Source organism: Tamlana crocina, assembly GCF_012037625.1.
Map to the genome: position 1 here is coordinate 1 of NZ_JAAVJS010000335.1, position 409 is coordinate 409.

Below are 409 nucleotides of genomic sequence, written 5' to 3' on the forward strand. Positions count from 1 at the left end.
TTATCGTACGAGCAATACCTTACCATTATTTTAATAGTTTCGCTTGCCTTTCCTGGGAAATCGGACAAGTCTGCAATGATCTGAACTAGTTTGATTGGATATCTTATTAAATAATGAGTTGTTTTCATTAAACTCAAATCTTTGTTCAAGGTACTTTTAATTATATTTCTACAAGGTTTAAAAATGAACTGTGTACAAATAATTACCATAATAAAGCGTGCCATAATAATGACGTAAAGCTGGTTTTGAGAGACGTTATGAACTTTATCAAAACCCATGTTGCTTTTCCACGATTTAAATATGATCTCAATTCTCCATCTGAGCTTATATAAACTAAAAATAGTATTTGCCTCTGCCTTGTTTTTTGGCAGGGTGGTGATATAGATTGACCAGCCCAACAGCTTTAAAT

1 protein-coding gene is annotated in these 409 nt (G+C 32.5%); it reads right to left on the reverse strand.

The window, feature by feature from the left end:
• Positions 1 to 398: transposase (locus HC176_RS20430; protein WP_425338223.1), on the reverse strand; the 398-nt coding region annotated here is incomplete at its 3' end.
• Between the last annotated feature and the right edge of the window lie 11 nt (positions 399 to 409).